At 44.7% G+C, this 14,620-nt stretch carries 11 protein-coding genes; 4 read left to right on the top strand and 7 right to left on the bottom strand.

Features of this window, described 5'->3' with window-relative positions; translation table 11 throughout:
* Positions 1–26: 26 nt before the first annotated feature.
* Positions 27–1,337, bottom strand: a complete 1,311-nt coding sequence (locus B143_RS09665; RefSeq protein WP_018122001.1) for an aromatic amino acid transport family protein — start codon at positions 1,335–1,337, stop codon at positions 27–29.
* 276 nt (positions 1,338–1,613) lie between these two features.
* On the opposite strand from B143_RS09665, the gene B143_RS0102135 reads away from it, so the two are divergent.
* Positions 1,614–3,086: a PucR family transcriptional regulator gene (locus B143_RS0102135; protein WP_018122000.1), complete on the top strand. Its 1,473-nt coding sequence runs from the start codon at positions 1,614–1,616 to the stop codon at positions 3,084–3,086.
* 57 nt (positions 3,087–3,143) lie between these two features.
* On the opposite strand, the gene B143_RS0102130 is transcribed toward B143_RS0102135, so the two are convergent.
* Together B143_RS0102130 and B143_RS0102125 are read right to left on the bottom strand one after the other, a co-directional pair.
* Entirely contained in the window at positions 3,144–3,794 is a 651-nt protein-coding gene (locus tag B143_RS0102130; protein WP_018121999.1) for a YiaD family glycine zipper/OmpA-like lipoprotein, read from the bottom strand.
* A gap of 30 nt (positions 3,795–3,824) precedes the next feature.
* Complete coding sequence (locus B143_RS0102125) at positions 3,825–4,082, bottom strand: YMGG-like glycine zipper-containing protein (protein WP_018121998.1); 258 nt, start codon at positions 4,080–4,082, stop codon at positions 3,825–3,827.
* Between the two features lie 183 nt (positions 4,083–4,265).
* Here B143_RS0102125 and B143_RS0102120 point away from each other — a divergent pair, with 183 nt between their 5' ends.
* Both B143_RS0102120 and B143_RS0102115 read left to right on the top strand, forming a co-directional pair.
* The gene (locus tag B143_RS0102120) at positions 4,266–5,588 is read left to right on the top strand and encodes a cytochrome ubiquinol oxidase subunit I (protein ID WP_008314852.1); all 1,323 of its coding nucleotides are present in this window, start codon (positions 4,266–4,268) and stop codon (positions 5,586–5,588) included.
* A 2-nt stretch (positions 5,589–5,590) separates the two neighbouring features.
* Positions 5,591–6,607: a cytochrome d ubiquinol oxidase subunit II gene (locus tag B143_RS0102115; RefSeq protein WP_008314855.1), complete on the top strand. Its 1,017-nt coding sequence runs from the start codon at positions 5,591–5,593 to the stop codon at positions 6,605–6,607.
* Between the two features lie 44 nt (positions 6,608–6,651).
* Here B143_RS0102115 and yddG read toward each other — a convergent pair whose 3' ends face one another.
* Both yddG and B143_RS0102105 read right to left on the bottom strand, forming a co-directional pair.
* Positions 6,652–7,533, bottom strand: coding sequence for an aromatic amino acid DMT transporter YddG (yddG, locus tag B143_RS0102110; RefSeq protein WP_018121997.1), 882 nt, complete (start codon positions 7,531–7,533; stop codon positions 6,652–6,654).
* 94 nt (positions 7,534–7,627) lie between these two features.
* On the bottom strand, positions 7,628–9,019 hold the full coding sequence (locus tag B143_RS0102105) for an NAD-dependent succinate-semialdehyde dehydrogenase (RefSeq protein WP_018121996.1): 1,392 nt from the start codon (positions 9,017–9,019) through the stop codon (positions 7,628–7,630).
* A 348-nt stretch (positions 9,020–9,367) separates the two neighbouring features.
* On the opposite strand from B143_RS0102105, the gene B143_RS0102100 reads away from it, so the two are divergent.
* Positions 9,368–9,985 carry a nucleotidyltransferase family protein gene (locus B143_RS0102100; RefSeq protein ID WP_018121995.1) on the top strand — a complete coding sequence of 206 codons (618 nt, stop codon included), beginning with the start codon at positions 9,368–9,370 and terminating at the stop codon, positions 9,983–9,985.
* Here the strand turns inward: B143_RS0102100 and B143_RS0102095 are convergent.
* Positions 9,971–12,892, bottom strand: a complete 2,922-nt coding sequence (locus B143_RS0102095; RefSeq protein WP_018121994.1) for a xanthine dehydrogenase family protein molybdopterin-binding subunit — start codon at positions 12,890–12,892, stop codon at positions 9,971–9,973. The genes B143_RS0102100 and B143_RS0102095 overlap by 15 nt on opposite strands.
* Positions 12,893–12,961: 69 nt before the next feature.
* Complete coding sequence (locus B143_RS0102090; RefSeq protein ID WP_026165674.1) at positions 12,962–14,590, bottom strand: Na/Pi cotransporter family protein; 1,629 nt, start codon at positions 14,588–14,590, stop codon at positions 12,962–12,964.
* Positions 14,591–14,620: the final 30 nt, after the last annotated feature.

Genomic DNA, 14,620 nt, shown 5'->3' with positions numbered 1-14,620 from the left:
TAAAATGGTTGTCGTGTCGATCGTTATTATTTTGGGATGAACACATTAAGACTCACGAGCATCTCTTCTACTGGGGTTGGCAATAGATTGATGTTATAGAGCAAATCACTGACGGCGTAGAGCGCCGCAAAAACATAAAGGGTCACGATGATCGTTTGCACAGGCACGCTTGTGATCAAACGATTGCACTGCCAATCGGGTTGAATGTCTCCGTTTTTACGAGCATTTTTCAACATAATGATGGGTAAAATGGCTAAAATCACACCGCCCACTGCACCGGCAAATTCAAGCGCACGACCAAATGAAACCATTTCACGATATGCCAAAATAAAGGGCGGCACACAGATCACAGCAAGCACAGTTAAACGACGAAGCTTATGCGTTTCTGAACCTAACTTAAATTGATCAAAAATGTTGGTAAAGTAGCTGCCAGCCAAACCCCAATAGGAGGTGAGCATCGCACACAGTGCAAAGAAGTTGGCAATCAAAGCTGCCCACGCACCTAAATATTTACCCCAAGTGATGGTGGCAATTTCATCCACGCCTTCAATGCCAGCTAATGAAATCACAGACAATGCCACAGTTGTCAATAAGATGAATGTACACGCCATGCCGATCATGATGGCTTTTGGCAACGCTTTAGGCTTATGGGCAAGGCCGCGGGCAATCTCTGGCACAATGTATTGTGCAGAATAGCTGAACACCACTAAATAGATGATGGGGATCATGTAAGACCAGCGCCCTTCCATCAAGTGTTCAATTTTTGTATTCACATTGAAAATGGTGGAAAAAGAGAGCACTAAAATGAGTGCCACCATCGTAATACTAATGTATTTTTCCCCTTTACCAATGGCTTTGAGCCCTGCATATAAAATGCCAACCGCCGGAATGGCAAACAAAATGCTGCCGAGCTGATTCGGAATGCCAAACAACACATTCATTAATCGGCCACTGCCCGCCATATAAGCAATCAATGCGCCCGTTGTATTGGCAAAAATTGAGATAAAAATGAGCCATGAACCCACTTTACCCACATATTTACGTGCAAGCCCGCTCAATTGATGGTGTGCTTTGGTGCGAAGCGAAGATTCTGCCACATAAAGCATCGTGATCGTGGTGATGATGCCAATGATGATGAGCCACAAAAAGAGTGGCAAAAAGCCTGAATTGCGCGATGCATACGGGATGGCCAATACACCTGCACCAATGTTCGTGCCCACAATCATGGCCACGCCTTCTAGCAATGTTAATTTTTTGGTGACTAATGTCTCCGTCTCCTGTCCTTCAACGCTGTCTGCGCTGATCTCTTGGTTTGAAGGCTTTGCTAATCCTTCCATACTCACAGTCCTCATATTTTCTCCTCGTTCCCCTGTTACTTTGATGAGCTTCTTGATTATTATTTGCCATTTGTAGCTATTCTGAAGTCTCACAATACATTTATGAATAAAAAATTTCACATATTTTCAAATCACTATAGCCATTCCATCCTTTCAAAACTCAGTTCTTATCACTGATTCGATAGTATTGCGTTCTTCATTTCATAACAATTAGATAAAAATAATGAAATGTATGATAAATTCATACGATCGTATGATTCATTTTAAAGGCGTAACATGCAACTCACCATTCGTGATTTAATCGATAAACCTGAGCTGAAGATAGAATTAATGGGCGGTCACAAAGGTGCCCACCGAAAAATTGTCTGGGCACACACCTCAGAATTAGAAAACCCCAGCGAATGGGTATTGCCCAACCACTTAATCATGACCACCGGTCTTGGTATTCCAAAAAATGGTTTAAAACAAAAAGACTACATCATGCGGTTGATCCACGCAGATTTAGCAGGATTGATGATCTCCACTCACATGAGTGCACCTAAAGACCTTAAAATGCTGATTGAAGTGGCGGATCAATATGATTTCCCTGTGCTATTCATTGATTATCACGTGCCCTTTATTGAGATCGCTAAAATCATCATTGAGGCCAATAAAGACAAAAAAGAAGTGATCAACAATCAGTTGGTCAAATTATTATATGAGCACTCCAAAGAGTTGATTCGTGAGCACAATGTGCAAGAGCTCACCGCGCGCGTCACTGCCCTTTTAAACATGCCCATTGATTTGGTCAATAGCATCAATCCGAAAGAGACATTGTTCAGCTTTGAACCATTGAGTGAAACGCGCTTAAAGCTTTTATCCACCCTTGATCTGCACAGCGATGTGCCGCAAAAAATTTACCAAAAAACTGCCCCCACGCTGAATATCATCCCATTAAAATCCCACGGCATCAGCCTTGTGGTCGAGGATAGCAATATCAGTAGTGAATTATTGCAAAGCTTAACCCTGCTCTTTAGCTTATACATCGAGATGCGTAAAGAGAACTCCTATCAACGCAGTTTGCTCTCGAGCGAGTTTTTAGACGACATTTTAAATGAGCGCATCAGTGATGCGTATATTGAGAAAAAGCTGCCAAATTACAATGTGAGCATTGATAATTGCATTGCCATCATCGCTAAACCGAAGCCTGACATTAATTATCAAAAAGTCTTTTTTAAATTTGCCATCCGCGGTTTGTGCCTCTTTCAAAAGCAGCGCGTGTTTTTACTGACAGAGGCACACAATGTTGAAAAGCTCACCAATCTTTTTGAGTACATGGGCATCAGTGATCCCATCAAACAGATCAAACGCATCAACGATGCCTTTGCAGAAGCAAAGCTTGCATATAAAAACACCACAGATGCTCTGCCTGTGCAGCATTATGCCAAGCAAAATTATAGTCGCTATACATTGCCAAAAAATTTACAAGATGCTGAGCGCATTTTTGAGCTCAATTTAGGGGCACTGTATCAACAAGATCAGCAGAAAAATACGCGCTATGTGCACACGTTAAAGGTCTTTTTAGAAAATGATCGCGCTTGGGAGAAAACCGCTAAACAGCTGCACATCCATAAACAAACTTTAGTCTATCGCATGCAAAAGATTCAGGAGATTACAACGCGCGCCACCAATTCAACGGCAGATATTGTCGAGCTCTGGATTGCCATTAAAGCTGGAGAAATTTTGGGTTATATTGAAGAGAATCATTAAAACCACATGCATCAATAAAAACGGCGCCCACTCAATGTCAGCGCCGCTTAATTATAGTTATTGTAAAGGATACAACGTGATCTCTACGCGGCGATTTTGCGCGCGCCCTTCAGGCGTTGCATTTGAGGCAATCGGATCGCTAGGACCTGCCCCATACGTGGTTAAACGTGCCGCACTGATGCCTTGCAATACCAATGCATTGGCCACACTTTGTGCACGCTCATTTGATAAGCGCTGATTGATGGCCATGGTGCCCGTGGAATCTGTATAACCCACAATGCGCGCGCCGGTTTTGTTGTACTCTTTTAACACAGCCGCCACGCTTTTTAAGGTTTGTACGCCAAAGGGTTTAAGGACAGAACTGCTGGTGTCAAACGTTAAACTGTTCGGCATATTCAATACAATGCGATCCGGATAACGCGTGACGCTCACGCCTGTCCCTTCTAAGCTTTGGCGCAATTTCGCTTCCTGCTGATCCAAATAATAACCAATGCCTCCGCCCACTGCAGCGCCGCCTGCGGCACCAATTAAAGCGCCGCGTCCTGGTTTACCTTTATCTGATAAAGCTCCAATGCCTGCCCCCACAATTGCACCGATGGCGGCACCTACACCACTGTCGGCGGCTTGCTCTTGTCCTGTGTAAGGATTTGTTGTACACCCTGCCAGCACCAATGCAGACATCGAAAATGCCATCACAATTTTTTTCATAGTTCTTCCATTCTAATGATGATGAATCAATTAATAAGTGCGTTGTGTTGCCACAGCACCTGTCGTCGCCCCTGCCGCTGCCCCAATGCCTGCGCCAATCGCTGCATTGCGACCACGATGTTTTTTGCTCGACAATGCACCCACGCCAGCGCCCACAGCCGTCCCAATCAATGCACCTGACACCACATTTTCACGGGTGCCACGATCACGATAAGGATCATTCGATGCACACGCAGCCACAAGGCTCACAATGCCTAAAGAAATTAACACTTTTTTGATATGGTTCATGATTCTGTCTCCTTGATCAATTTTACCGTTTTTATGGATAAGCCCTTAAACAATCTACACAATTTTTACAAAATTGTTCGAAAATACGACAAAATAAAAGTTTTTTTATAGAAAGCCTCCCCCTATTCTATAAAAATATCCTATAATGTTGGCCCTCCCCCACTGTAAATTAAAGGTTCAAAAATGGAACTAGATCCAACCGTACTGGCACGGATACAATTTGCCATTAATATTACATTTCACATCATCTTTCCAAGCATTAACATCGCATTGGCATGGATGCTTTTATTTTTTAAACTACGTTATCAGAAAACGCAAGATCAGTCTTGGTTAAATGCGTATAACTTCTGGGTTAAAATCTTTGCGTTGAGCTTCGCCATTGGTGTGGTGACAGGCGTGACCATGAGCTTCCAATTTGGTACAAACTGGCCGGGCTTTATGGAAACCGTGGGTAATATTGCAGGGCCGTTATTGGGCTATGAAGTATTGACTGCGTTCTTCTTAGAGGCCACATTCTTAGGTGTGATGCTCTTTGGTCAAAACCGCGTCTCTGATCGTACACACAACATCGCGACAGTTTTAGTGGCGGTGGGTACATCGTTCTCAGCTTTCTGGATCATTGCATTGAACTCTTGGATGCAAACCCCAGCCGGTTATGAAATGATCGATGGCGTTGCCCATGTCACAAGCTGGTGGGAAGTGATTTTCAACCCAAGCTTCTTGACTCGCTTAGCGCACATGTTATTGGCCTCTGGCTTAACAGCAGCCTTCATCGTTGCTGGTATCTCTGCATACCGTATGCTTAAAGGTGACCGCGCTGCAGGCACTCGTCACGCGATGCATTTAGGTGTGGTTGTGGCTGCCATTTTGATCCCTGTACAAATCTTTGTGGGTGACATGTCTGGTTTATTGGTGTTAAAACATCAACCGGATAAATTAGCCGCCATCGAAGCCATCTGGGAAACAGAAGCACCCGCTGCATTAAACCTCATTGCATTCCCTGATGAAGCGACCCGTTCAAATAAATTTGACCTTGCGGTGCCACATTTAGGCAGCTTGATTTTAACCCATACATGGGATGGCGAAATCCGTGGTTTAAACACATTCGCAGAACATCCACCTGTGGCAAAAGTCTTCTGGAGTTTTAGAATCATGGTGGGCATTGGCTTCTTAATGCTCTTTGCTTCATGGATTGCAGCTTTCCAATTGTGGCGCAAAAAAGAAGTGTCTAACTGGATGTTAAAAGGCTTAGTGGCCATGACATTCTCAGGCTGGATCGCTGTCATTGCCGGTTGGTATGTGACAGAAATTGGTCGTCAACCTTGGTTAGTGTATGGCGTGCTTAAAACAGCAGATGCCGCAGCACCTCACGGCATGACAGTGATGATCTCTTCATTGTTAATGTACGGCTTACTTTATGCCTTCATCTTAGTGAGCTACTTATCTGTATTGTTTTATATGACACACAAAGCCATCAAAAATAACACTGCGAAACAAGGAGCATAATCATGGTCATGGATGCAGCAACAATTCTACCCGTCATATTTGCCTTTTTAATGGCAGCGGCGGTCTTCTTTTACATCATTTTCGATGGTTATGACTTAGGCGTGGGCTTATTGTTCCCATTTGTGAAAAATCGTGCGGATCGCGATTCTATGGTGGCAACGATTGACCCATTTTGGGATGCGAACGAAACTTGGATCGTCCTTGGAATTGGCGTCATCTTCATTGCTTTCCCTAAAGCATATGGCGACATTTTAGTGACCCTTTACATTCCGACTGTGTTGATGCTTGGCGGCTTAATTTTACGCGGTGCAGCATTTGACTTCCGTAACACAGCAAAAGAGCATCACAGAGGTTTATGGGATGCATTGTTCTCCATCGGTTCATACGTTGCGACCTTGTCACAAGGCGTGATGGTGGGTTTATATGCCACAGGTTTAGACACCTCTTTAGGTGGCTGGGCATTCGCCATTTTAGTGGGCATTTCTGTTTGCTTTGGTTATGCGTTGTTAGGCTCAGCATGGTTGATCTTTAAATCTAAAGATCACATCCGCCAAATGGCAATTAAAACTGTCAGAAACAGCATTTTCTTAGCCTTCTTAGCGATCGTATTGATCTCTGCGGCAACGCCACTTGTGAGCACCACTGTGTACAATAAATGGTTCACATTCCCGAACATCATTTATTTAGCACCTGTGCCATTGGCCTGTGTGATTTTAGCCTTCATCATCTTCCGTATGTTGCCTAAAATCGCTGTGGACAATACCTTCCAATATGACTGGGTGCCTTACTTATGTGCGGTATTGATTGTATTGTGTGCCTTCATTGGTTTCTCATACAGCATCTTCCCTGACATCATCTTAGGTAAATTGACCATCTGGGAAGCAAGTGCAGCCCCTGCGTCATTAGAATTCACCTTATGGGGTGTTGCGATTGTATTGCCAATGATCCTTGCATATACATTCTATGTGCATCGCATCTTTAAAGGTAAAATTGAGCATGATCATCACGTCGGTTACTAATTAACTGATTCTGATGAATAAAATCCCGCCTCGTGCGGGATTTTTTATGCATGACGTGTGGACCACAAACAGATGATCGACCCTAAACACACCAACACAACACCCATCCAGAAGGAAAAAGACAACGGTGCGCTTAATAAAATCGCCGCCAACACAGCAGACAAAACTGGCACAAAGTACGATGCAGTGGCCAGCAATGTGACATTGCCATGTAAAATGCCCACATTCCATGCGGCATAACCAAATCCCATCGCCGCGCCTGCCATCAATAAATAACCTGCGCCCACCCAACTGAACTCAATGTTTGATTGCCCCGTCAATCCATATTGCAACCATAAGGTGATTGCCACTAATAAGAAAAAGAGCGTGATGCCATTTTGCCCCTTTGCAAGCCTTGCCGTCACAATGCAATAGGCTGCCCAAATCACTGCACCCACAAAAGCTAAACCATAACTTAAGGGATTATCACTGATGTTATCTAGCATCATCGATACACTGATGCCCGCTTCACCCCCTAAAATCCACACAATGCCTGCACATGACACAATGAATCCCGGAATGATCCAAAGATTACTTTTTTGATGATTGAATAAAATCGCCGCCACAATGGTAAAGGTTGGCCACAGATAATTGACCATGCCCACTTCAATGGCTTGCTCTGCCGTATTTGCATAACCAATGGCGAGCGAAAAACAGACTTCATACGCCACAAATAAGAGGCTGCCCCAAATGAGATACGTTTTAGTAAAGGCCTGGATGCTTGGGCGTGCAAGCGTGATGAGCAAAAAAACTGTCGCCACTGAATATGTTAACGCCGCACCGCCCACTGCCCCAAAATGCACCGCCACTTGGCGAAGCAATCCCACATTGGCACTCCACAGCACAATCGCGCTGAGCCCAACCCATGTTGCTGTTTGTCGATTCATAAATCCTCCTCTTGGCATCAATATAAGCCACAAATTCAGAAGATACAAAAAAGCCTCCCGAAGGAGGCTCTCTATCATCTCAAAAACTTAATGCTTAGAACGGTGCATCAATGTCCACGATGTCCACTAATTTTTGGTTCACGAACTCTTTTAAGCCTAAATCGATCAATTCACGACCAAAGCCTGAGCGACGTACACCGCCAAATGGTAAGTCTGCTTTCACCATGGTTGGATGATTCACAAACACCATACCTGTTGAGATTTGATGTGCCACTTTGCGGCCACGTTCATTGTCAGATGTAAAGACAGAACCGCCTAAGCCGAAAGGTGAATCGTTGGCAATGCGAATGGCATCGGCTTCATCTTTCGCTTTAAAGATCATGGACACAGGGCCAAAGAACTCTTGATAGTACGCAGGATTGTCTGGCGTCACATTTGTTAAAATGGTGGGTTGAACAAAGCAACCTTGAACTGGAACTTTTTCGCCCACTTCAATCGCTGTTGCACCGTGTTTAACGGCTTCTTCGATCTGTTTTAATAAACCATCTTTCGCACGTTGTGAAGACAATGGTGCCAATTGTGTGGCAGGATCCATCGGATCACCTGCTTTCAATGCCGCCACGCCTGCTGTGTATTTTTCTAAATATTCATCATACACTTTTGCATCCACAATCATGCGTTTAGAAGATACACACACTTGACCACCATTCCAATGACGGCCAAACACGCCCCATTTGGCAGTTTTTTCAATGTCCGCATCGTCTAATACCACAAATGCATCCGCGCCGCCTAATTCCATGATGGATTTTTTAAGGTGTTTACCCGCAACTTGTGCAACGGCAGAACCTGCAAATTCAGAACCTGTCAATGCAACGCCACACACGCGTGGATCTTGTAAAATGGTTTCCACATGATGATGCTCAGCAAATAAGTTGATGAACACGCCTTCAGGCAAGCCCACTTCTAACATCATTTTTTCAAACGCCGCAGCACATTGTGGTACGTTTGAAGCATGTTTTAAAATCAATGTATTACCCGCTGACAATTGCGGTGCCAAAATACGCGCCACTTGATAATACGGGAAGTTCCAAGGTTCGATGGCAAGCAATACGCCTAAAGGCTCGTACACCAAAGAAGCTTCACCTTCCGCAGGATCCATCACAGGAAGTTTACGTGGTTGTAATTGTTCTTCTGCGTGTTTTACGTAATATTCTAAAATTTGTGCAGACAATTCCACTTCTGCTTTAGACTCAGCAAACACTTTACCCATTTCTAAAGTGATGAGTTTGGCATGCTCATCGATGTTGTCACGCAAATGTTTAGCCGCTTTGCCTAAAATGCTCACACGTTCTGCAACGGGTAAGTTTTTCCAGCTTTGGAATGCTGCATCCGCTTTGTCGATGGCAGAAACAATCTCTGCTTCTGTCGCGCTTGGGAATTCTTTAACGAGTTCATTGGTGTAAGGATTAACTGTTGCGAATGCCATGATTGACTCCTATCAATAGAAAAGATACTTGACTATACTTCTTCAGTGGTTGATTTAAAAAGTTAATCTTTAAATCAGCCTGAGAAATAAATTAAATCTTCAAATTAAGACCCCCCTCCATTTTATGAGTCATTTCTCAATAAAATATTGTTTGGAAATCGGCTAAATTACCGACCACCTACAAGAGAGTCGAGTCATTATAGCGCCACAAGTTACCCGATGTATACCAATTATTCATTTAATTAATATAAATCAATTATTTATTATATAAATTTTGCCATGATTTTTTTAAATAATTCAAAGGACTTTTATCCATTTCAATGATTCATCCCCTTTATTTAAGGATCTGTGTTACCGTTAGGTAACCCTTTGCGTGAGTCAAAAGTATCTATGATCCGTCTATTACTGCTTGCCGCTGGCCACAGTCGCCGTTTTAAAGCTCTGCACAATGTACATAAATTGTGCCATTTACCGCCACACTTTGAGCGTACTATTTTAGCCACAACCCATCAAGCCACGTTAAAATCCTTCAACGCTGATGAGATTTTGATTGTGGTCAATCAAGAAGAAGCGGATGTCATTGCATTGGCACAAACATTGGGCAGCCCCATTCAAATCATCGAAAGCGATGGCATGGGCGAGAGCATCCGCCAAGGCATTCAAGCCTTGCCTAACAATACAACAGGCATCCTGATTTTACCGGCGGATTTACCCTACATTCAGCCCGTGACCCTCACAAAGGTTAAAAATGCCCTGACTAAATACCCGATTGCCCGCCCGATTTATCAAGGTCAAGCAGGACATCCTGTGGGGTTTGATCAGAGTTTATTTCCTGAATTAAAGCAACTGACAGGCGATCAAGGGGCAAGTGCAATTGTCAAAGCACACACTTGCCATTTGATCGACACGGATGATTTTGGCGCCATTTATGACATCGACCGCCCTAACGATCTACTTTGCTTGTAGCACGCGCTTAATCTTCTCTGCAGTGATCGGAAATTCATAAAAGCGATGCCCTGTTGCATGGGCAATTGCATTGCCAATTGCTGGCAAAATCGGAATCATGCCAAGTTCCGCCATGCCTTTTGGTGGTGATGTTTCTGACAATGGCGGTAAAAAGTCTGTGCTTTGTTGCCACACTGCCACATCTTTAGCGCGCGGTAAAATATACCGGTTAAAGTTCCAGGTACCATTGCCAGGACCATCATCATACAAGGGCAATTCTTCCATCAATGCATGCCCAATGCCCATCGCTGTCCCACCTTGAATCTGCCCAGAAACCAACTGTGGCACAATCATTTTCCCAGGACTCATGAGCATATGATGACGCAAAATTTGCACCGCCCCCGTGCCTTGATTAATGGCAAGCGCCACCAAACATGCCGCAGGGGTCACGGTTGTGGGATCAGCACCGCCACGATCTGTGGGCGGGAAAAATGCCTCTTTACGGGCAATGAAATGAAAACCACCTGTGGTCATTTGATCCCGTAAATGCTTAGGTGCACCTTCACCATATTGCACAGCCAATGCATCTAACGGTAGATGACAAGCGCCCACCGTTGGGATGTCAAAATCAGCCCGCGCCCATTGCCAACTTGAATAAGCATGCACAGCAACGCCTGTAATCAGACCCATTTCATGAGCTTTTTTCGCCAGTACTTCAAAGGGAATGGGCTTCATGCCGCCACCGCCAATGCCAAGCTCTGTGACGCGTAAATCAGATAACGATAGATTCAAGCTGTTCATCGAGCCACCGCCCACACCTTGACTCCAAATGGCTTTAGCGGCTGGCCATAAACTATTTTCCAATAAGAATTTACCCGCTTGACGCGTGCCAAAGCCAATGTAATACACACCACTTGAGGAACTCATGTCCGGAATTATGCCCGGCGTCCAATAAGGATCATGTTTAGCCAACTCATCTTGTTTCTTTTGATCTGCCCAGCTTGTGTGTAAAGGCAATTCAGGGAATTCTGTCACCCCAAACTCCACCACATCGGGTGCTTTACTGAGCGCCTGCCACACCATCACTTGTTGAGCAGTTGTGCCGCCCGTCCCGATCTCCTGCATACAATGGCGCATAGTGAGCTGACCTTCTGCATCAAAGGACAAAGATAAAATGGTGGGCACACCACTTGAGCCATACACCTGCTGCACCTGCGCAAATCCCACACCATATAAAAATCCTGGATGATTGGCTTCATAACGAATTTTATCGCGCATGCGATTTTGCCACATCGGATGCTGTTCTGCTAAATTGAGCATCTCCACATTGCGTGGATCACCCGCAATGATGCCCCCTTGCGTATTTGGATACCCTTCGAGCATCGCATTATTGCGACGCAGCATCATCGGGTCGATCTTTAAGATCTCGGACAATTCATCCACCATCATTTCTGTAATGGCCATCGATTGCAATGAGCCAAAGCCGCGCATCGATCCTGCTTCCACCGCTGGCGTTGCCATCGCTAATGCGGTGAGGTCAGATTTTGGAAAATAATAGATGGACTGCGCACCGCGCACCGCCACATGGGACACCGCCACAGATAAATTCTCACGCCCGCCGCCATTACAGTTGTAGGTACCTTTGAGAATCTCAAATTTTCCAGTGGTTTTATCTCCCACAATGGTGACGTCCATCTCCACTGAATGGCGCTTCATGCCCATTTGAAATTGATCATAGCGATTATTGGCCATGCGAACCGGTAATCCGTCGCTGTAAAAGCTCGCCGCCATCGCATAAATGGGGAACACAGAGTAATCTTTAGAGCCATAACCCACTGTTGAACCAGTGAGTAGGACAATGTTTTTCACATCCACTGTTTGATTATGCTTTACTAAATCGGCTGCCATGTTCGCAACCCCAGCTGGGGATTGCGTGGCGGTTAAAATGTGCAATGTTTTTGTTTGTTCATCAAACCAAACATTGCAGTTATCGGGCTCTAATGCGCAAGGATCAATGGATTGAGAAAAGCCATGGCGCTCTAACACAAATTTATTGGGATCATTTTTCGCAGCCTCAACCATTTGCGCAATGTCCTGTGCATGCTCCATCCCTTTATTTTGCGTCTCAGGTTTTTGATGGGCTTGTTGCAAGGCATGTAAAAAACCGCCGCCCCGATCCTTATGGAAAAAGCTTGGCACCATCGTATCATCCGGCTTTGCCTCAGGTGGCCAAATCACAGCATTGCCCTTAAACTTACCTTTAATGGCGGCATCTTGATACGGCGAAAACACTGATGGATCATACGGTGTTGCCCCACCAATGCGCACATAACGCGCCGCCCCATAGTTATTAAAAGGTCGAATGCCCGTCACTTCACCATATTGAATGACGCTGTCATCAAATTGCAATAGGCGCTCAGCAGCATTAAAGCGCGGGAAATCCTTATAAATTAAAATCGCCACAGGATGACCTAAAATGGGCGACGTCATGCCTTTTGGCAGTAAAATATTTTGCCCATAAAAGCCTTTACCCATGCTCGTATCTTGCGGAATGTTAAAGCCATCGCGCACCAAATCCTCTTGCAGGATCAAACGATCTGGCTGAAGATCCCCCAGCACAGATAAATCCACCCCTTCAAAGGTGCGATCTGCCTTGGTGACTTTGAGCATCAATGCATAACACTGCTGATCTGGCCACCCCTCTAAATCACGGGCACGATAATCACGCGCAAAGTTCTTTTGCCCCGTGACTTTACGAATGCCATCCCATCTGAATTTTGCTTGACCATTTTTGCCCATCCAATCGGTGGATGAGGGCCCTGAATTGACTTGTGTGGCATTTGCCGTTGGCAAGCGCCCAATCATCAAGGTGATGCCGGCAACGGTGCCCAATTTTATGAATCCACGCCGAGAAATGTCCACAACCATAAAGCCTCTCCTAATGAATGATGTTCACTCAGTATAGAAGAGGCTTGATTGAGTTGCTAGATAATTCCGTTAATGTTGATGTTTCTCAAAGAGCATCTCAGCAATGTTGTGGGCGTGATCACCAATGCGCTCAAGATTTGAGATTAAATCTGTATACGTTAAACCAGATTTTGGCGTACATTCCCCATGATTGAGGCGGCGAATGTGTTGCTTACGCAAATAACGCTCCATATCATCGATCTCATCTTCTAACTCATAAACGCGGCGCGCTTTTGATAAATCGGTCTTATCTAACGCCGTGATGGCCAGCTCAACCGAGCGAATGGTGAGTTCAAACATCTCAAAGACCTCATTTTTCGCATCGTCACTCAAGGTAATGTTGTGCTCACCCATATAATCGATCTGCTCGATGATGTTTTCAAAGTGATCGCCAATGCGCTCGATGTCACACACTAAGTTGAGCATTGCTTGTAGATCATTTGAATCTTGGGGCGTGATTGAATGAGGGAAAATTTTCACCAAATAGCGAGTGATCTCTTCATCCAATATATTGATATTCTTCTCTAAAATGCGTCCAAATGCCGCATCATCCATATTGTTGGTTTTTAGGTATTCAAGAGAACGTTTTAAACCATCGATGCTCAAATTCCCCATATGAATGAGCTCTTTTTTCGCTTGCCCAATGGCAATGCTTGGGGATTTTTCAATGATGGTTTCATCTAAATAGAGCGCCACTTTTTCATGAGGTTTTTCGCGCTCTGGCAAGAGTTTTGTCACCAAATAAGCCCAAAGGCCAATGAATGGCAATTGAATCAATGTATTGACTAAGTTAAATGTCCCGTGTGCAAAGGCGATCTGCATTTTAGGTTCAAGCGCCAATTGCCCGGTGACCCACATGATAAAATGCGTGTATGGCCCCAGGAAAATAAGGAAAATCACCGCACCAAGCACATTAAATAACACATGAATGGCTGCCGCACGCTTTGCAATCACAGTCGCGCCAATTGCTGCCAATACCGCTGTAATCGTTGTCCCAATGTTATCCCCAAAGAGCACAGGCAATGCGCCTTGCAGTGAAATCAAATTTTCAGCATACAAGCCTTGCAAAATCCCAATGGTGGCACTTGAAGATTGCACAATCAAGGTAAACACAGTACCCACAAAAACGCTTAAAATCGGGCTGTGACTCATCTCTAAAATGAGTTGAGTAAAGAGCGGCAATTCCCGCAATGGCGCCAATCCACTACTCATCAAATCAAGCCCGATGAACAAGCCACCAAAGCCAAAGAAGATTTGCCCTAAGTTTTGCACACTCGTTTTTTTGAAGAAAAAGAGCATCACTGAACCCATCAATAAAATCGGATAGGCGTACTCACCAATGTCGATCCCGATGATGAATGCCGTCACCGTGGTGCCAATGTTTGCTCCCATGATGACGCCAATCGCTTGACGCAAAGTCATTAATCCTGCGCTCACAAGCCCCACCGTAATCACCGTGGTGCCAGAGCTTGATTGAATGAGTACTGTGACAAAAATACCTGCCAAAATCCCCATAAATGGGTTTGTGGTAAAGCGATCTAAAATGGTGCGAAGGCGGTTACCCGCTGACTTTTGAAGCCCATCGCCCATAAATTTGATTGCAAAAAGAAACAGGCCCAGTCCACCTAGAAATTGGAAGAGTATTTGTTGCCAATCCATGCATTACCTCAAAAATGAATGCTCAAGTAC

The organism is Wohlfahrtiimonas chitiniclastica DSM 18708, from assembly GCF_000375345.1.
Lineage (GTDB): Bacteria > Pseudomonadota > Gammaproteobacteria > Cardiobacteriales > Wohlfahrtiimonadaceae > Wohlfahrtiimonas > Wohlfahrtiimonas chitiniclastica.
This window is presented reverse-complemented; position numbering and strand designations above follow the sequence as displayed.

Bases quoted from the DNA above. Each gene is read 5' to 3' on its own strand.
- B143_RS0102105 (WP_018121996.1), bottom strand. From the start codon at position 9,019: ATGGCATTCGCAACAGTTAATCCTTACACCAATGAACTCGTTAAAGAA.
- B143_RS0102120 (WP_008314852.1), top strand. From the start codon at position 4,266: ATGGAACTAGATCCAACCGTACTGGCACGGATACAATTTGCCATTAAT.
- B143_RS0102090 (WP_026165674.1), bottom strand. From the start codon at position 14,590: ATGGATTGGCAACAAATACTCTTCCAATTTCTAGGTGGACTGGGCCTG.
- B143_RS0102130 (WP_018121999.1), bottom strand. From the start codon at position 3,794: ATGAAAAAAATTGTGATGGCATTTTCGATGTCTGCATTGGTGCTGGCA.
- B143_RS0102095 (WP_018121994.1), bottom strand. From the start codon at position 12,892: ATGGTTGTGGACATTTCTCGGCGTGGATTCATAAAATTGGGCACCGTT.
- B143_RS0102115 (WP_008314855.1), top strand. From the start codon at position 5,591: ATGGTCATGGATGCAGCAACAATTCTACCCGTCATATTTGCCTTTTTA.
- B143_RS09665 (WP_018122001.1), bottom strand. From the start codon at position 1,337: ATGGAAGGATTAGCAAAGCCTTCAAACCAAGAGATCAGCGCAGACAGC.
- B143_RS0102125 (WP_018121998.1), bottom strand. From the start codon at position 4,082: ATGAACCATATCAAAAAAGTGTTAATTTCTTTAGGCATTGTGAGCCTT.
- yddG (WP_018121997.1), bottom strand. From the start codon at position 7,533: ATGAATCGACAAACAGCAACATGGGTTGGGCTCAGCGCGATTGTGCTG.
- B143_RS0102135 (WP_018122000.1), top strand. From the start codon at position 1,614: ATGCAACTCACCATTCGTGATTTAATCGATAAACCTGAGCTGAAGATA.